This window comes from Boseongicola sp. (assembly GCF_057460485.1).
In genome coordinates, this window is the sequence record NZ_JBVCWP010000341.1 from 1 (window position 1) to 3,749 (window position 3,749).

Annotated in this window: 4 protein-coding genes and 1 pseudogene; all 5 read right to left on the minus strand. The window is 58.4% G+C overall.

The window, feature by feature from the left end:
* Window positions 1-184: 184 nt before the first annotated feature.
* Window positions 185-745: pseudogene (locus tag AC221Y_RS21590) on the minus strand (Maf family protein); the annotation flags it as partial.
* A gap of 23 nt (window positions 746-768) precedes the next feature.
* Window positions 769-987 (minus strand): translation initiation factor IF-1, encoded by a 219-nt coding sequence (gene infA, locus AC221Y_RS21595; RefSeq protein WP_007205486.1) that lies wholly within the window; start codon window positions 985-987, stop codon window positions 769-771.
* A 223-nt stretch (window positions 988-1,210) separates the two neighbouring features.
* The gene (locus AC221Y_RS21600) at window positions 1,211-1,669 is read right to left on the minus strand and encodes an arsenate-mycothiol transferase ArsC (RefSeq protein WP_299752972.1); all 459 of its coding nucleotides are present in this window, start codon (window positions 1,667-1,669) and stop codon (window positions 1,211-1,213) included.
* Window positions 1,670-1,672: 3 nt separating this feature from the next.
* On the minus strand, window positions 1,673-2,152 hold the full coding sequence (locus AC221Y_RS21605; protein ID WP_299752975.1) for a UPF0262 family protein: 480 nt from the start codon (window positions 2,150-2,152) through the stop codon (window positions 1,673-1,675).
* Window positions 2,149-3,462: a histidinol dehydrogenase gene (gene hisD, locus AC221Y_RS21610; protein ID WP_486708389.1), complete on the minus strand. Its 1,314-nt coding sequence runs from the start codon at window positions 3,460-3,462 to the stop codon at window positions 2,149-2,151. The genes AC221Y_RS21605 and hisD overlap by 4 nt, the downstream gene beginning before the upstream one ends.
* Window positions 3,463-3,749: the final 287 nt, after the last annotated feature.

The following is a 3,749-nucleotide window of genomic DNA, read 5'->3' on the forward strand; positions in this document are numbered from 1 at the left end:
GGGCGATCCGATCCCGATCGAGCTCGAGAGCGGTCAGATCCGCGGTGTAGTAGAGGCCGAGATGCACCGTGCTGACGTCGGTCGCCTCGCTGTTGATGATCCCCTCGTAGCGAAACATGTCGAAGCCGACGTCGAGCCCGAAGCGCCGGTCGAGCGGGAACGCCGAGACGAACGCGGCGGTCCGGTAGCCCGCGTCGCGCAGCAACACTGCGGCCTCCGCCACCGGCAATCCCATGATTGCCGAATACGAACCACTTATCCAAGGGATGAACGTTCCCGCCGGCCCTTGGATGGCATAGCCCCCCGCCTTGCCGCGCCAATCGCCGCTTGCAAGGTAGCCGTTCACCTCAATGTCCGACAAACGCTTCATCCGCACCACGCTTTCGACCACGCGGTAGCGCAGCCCTTTATCGCTGGCGACAGCAACACAGGTAAAAACCCGATGTCGTCGCCCCGAAAGCGCTATCAAAAACGCCGCCGCCTCTTTTTCGTCCGCTGGTTTGCCGAATATCCGTCGCCCAATAGCAACGGTCGTATCCGCCGCCAACACCACCTCACCCAAAGCGCGCGTCGTCGCGCCAGCTTTGGCCAACGTCACGCGCGCGCAATAGGGGCGCGGTAATTCGGCTTTCAAAGGGATTTCATCGATATCTGCCGGGCGAATATCGTCCGGCACGACACCAATTTGTGCGAGCAATTCGCGCCGCCGCGGGCTTGCAGACCCAAGGATCAATCGCGGGCGCACCTGCGCCGCATCACCGTCGCCGGTCACTTGAAGCGATAATTGATCCGACCTTTTGTGAGGTCGTAGGGTGTCATCTCGACCTGGACTTTGTCCCCGGCCAGAACCCTGATGCGGTTTTTGCGCATCTTGCCTGCCGTGTGCGCGATGATCTCATGGCCGTTCTCAAGCTCGACCCGAAATGTCGCGTTCGGCAGGAGTTCTTTAACGACACCAGGGAATTCGAGCAGTTCTTCCTTGGCCATGTTGTCTCCTTGCGTCGCCCGAAAAGTCGGGCGAGGCTTAGATGGGCGCGAATGCCAAAATTATCAAGCCAAATCTCGCCAAAACCCAAAGACAACGCACCTTTGTGGCCTGACACCGCCGTCAAGCCCGAACAAAGCGCGCAGCATAGCCTCGCCCCCCCTCCAGCTGACGCCTTTGGCAACACCACCTTTTGCCAAAACGTGAAGCAATGCGAGAAAAGCGTCACTCTTCCTTGGTCAAAGTCCCAAACCGCGCCAACATCCGCTCATGGATCTGATCCCGCGCCTGACGATAGCTTTCCAGCTTCGCCTCGCGCCCCTCACCCAACCCCGTCGGATCCAAAATCGGCCAATACTCAACCTCAAGGTGGAAAAACCGGGTCAATTCAAGCGCGCGCCGCTGCGACGCAGGCGACAGCGCAACCACCAGATCGAACCCCGAAAGATCGTCGCCCCACTCCTGCATCTCGTCGAAACTACGTGAGCGATGCCGCGCCAGCTCAATCCCCAATTCCTCGCAAACCGCGATAGAAAAGCCGTCGATCTCCATGTCGTTGTGCACGCCAGCAGACTGCACATAGGCCGTTTGACCATAGAACTTCTTCATCATACCTTCGGCCATCGGGGACCGGACTGCGTTGTGATCGCAGCAAAAAAGAATGGATTGAGGTAATGTCCCCAATGCCTAGCCCCCGAAATGCAGAACGCAGATCAGCGTGAACAATCGCCGCGCCGTATCCGTATCAAGTGCCGCTTTGCCCTCGAGGCGCTCTTGCAACACCCGTGCGCCCTCGTTGTGAATGCCGCGCCGCGCCATATCTATCGCTTCGATCTGACCCGGGGGCAGCTTTTTCACCGCATCAAAATAACTTTCGCAAATTTGAAAGTAATCCTTCACAACTTGGCGAAACGGCCCCAAAGCCAGATGAAACTCAGCCGCAGGCTCTTCCGCTTCGGTTTGTACATCAAACACCAACCGCCGCTCGCGGATCGCTAAATGCAACCGATAGGGCCCGTCTGGCACCGCCCGCCCGTCCCGCTCCGGCAGATCGAACGAATTGTCCTCCAAAAGATCAAACACCGCGACCCTGCGCTCCTGTTCAATCTCTGGCGTTGGGGCTGCCAACGCGCTGTCATCAATATCTATCTGGACGATTTTACTCATTCACCCGTCCCCTCGTTCAACTGTTCCAACCTTGCCCGCACACTTAACCCATGCGCCTCAAGGCCCTCACTTTTCGCCAATATTTCCGCAGCCTCACCGATCTGCGCCAATGCGCCTGGAATCATTTTCGAAATCGTTGTGCGCTTCAGAAAATCCATCACCGAAAGGCCTGACGAAAACCGCGCCGAGCGCGCCGTCGGCAGCACATGGTTCGGCCCGCCCACATAGTCGCCGATCGCTTCCGGCGTCCATTTCCCTAGGAATATCGCCCCTGCATGTTTAATATTCGCCGCCAAAGCCTCGGGGTTCGCCACGCACAATTCAAGATGCTCTGGTGCGATCTCGTCGGTCAACGCCGCCGCCTCACCCAGATCACGCACCACGATCACTGCGCCATAATCCCGCCAGCTGGCCCGCGCAATATCACGCCGCTCCAGCGTCTCCAAAAGCCCTTCAATCGACGCCACAACCGCCTCGCCAAAGACCTTATCCGAGGTGATCAAAATCGACTGCGCGCTCTCGTCGTGTTCGGCCTGCGATAGCAAATCCGTCGCCACCCATTCAGGATCGTTGTCCGTATCCGCAATCACCAAGATCTCGGATGGACCAGCAATCATGTCAATCCCGACGTGTCCGAATACCCGCCGCTTGGCCGCCGCCACAAATGCATTGCCGGGGCCTGTGATCTTGTCCACCGGGCGCACCGTTTGGGTCCCGTAAGCCAAAGCCGCAATCGCCTGCGCACCGCCAATCCGGTAGATCGTCTTGATCCCTGACAATTGTGCAGCCAACAAAACCAAAGGGTTCACTGCGCCATCAGGCGTAGGCGTCACCATGACAAGGCGCTCAACCCCTGCTACCTGCGCCGGTATCGCATTCATCAAAACGGACGACGGATAGGTCGCAATCCCGCCCGGTACATAAAGCCCCGCCGCAGCCACCGGTCCCCAACGCCAGCCAAGCGTGGCACCCACGTCATCCGTCCATGACTGATCTTCCGGCATCTGACGCGCGTGATAGGCCCTGATACGCCTCGCCGCCAAAGCCAGCGCCTCGCGCTCAACCTGCGGCACTGTTGCTACCGCCGCCTCAATCTCGCTTTCTGAAAAGGTCATCGTCTCGGACGTCAGATCAAACCGGTCAAACTTCGCCGTCAATTCAATCAGGGCCGCGTCGCCTCGCGCGCGCACATCCGCAATGATCCCCGCTACAACGTCATCAACATCCGGAGAGTCCTCGCGTTTTGCCCCCAAAAGGCTTGCAAAACGGTCGTCAAAATCAGGGTCCGCGGTCGAAAAAAACTGAGGCATAAGACGCACCTTCCTTTGGCCGCTGACATAGCCCCCCGGCGCATGCGCCTCAAGCCGCATCGTAGCCGCACCGTGGCAATTGCCCCCACTAGGGTCTCAATCCAGCGCCAGCACCATCAACAAATCATCCACATAGCCACCCAGCTCGCAAAATCTGCGCGGCAAAGTCCCTAGGCAGCACACCCATTAATTTCTTTTCTTTAGCATAGACTTGTGATTCAATTTCCGGAAAATAACGGCGTGAGTGGGACATGGCACGATCAGACATGAGCGATCTGGAGTGGGAA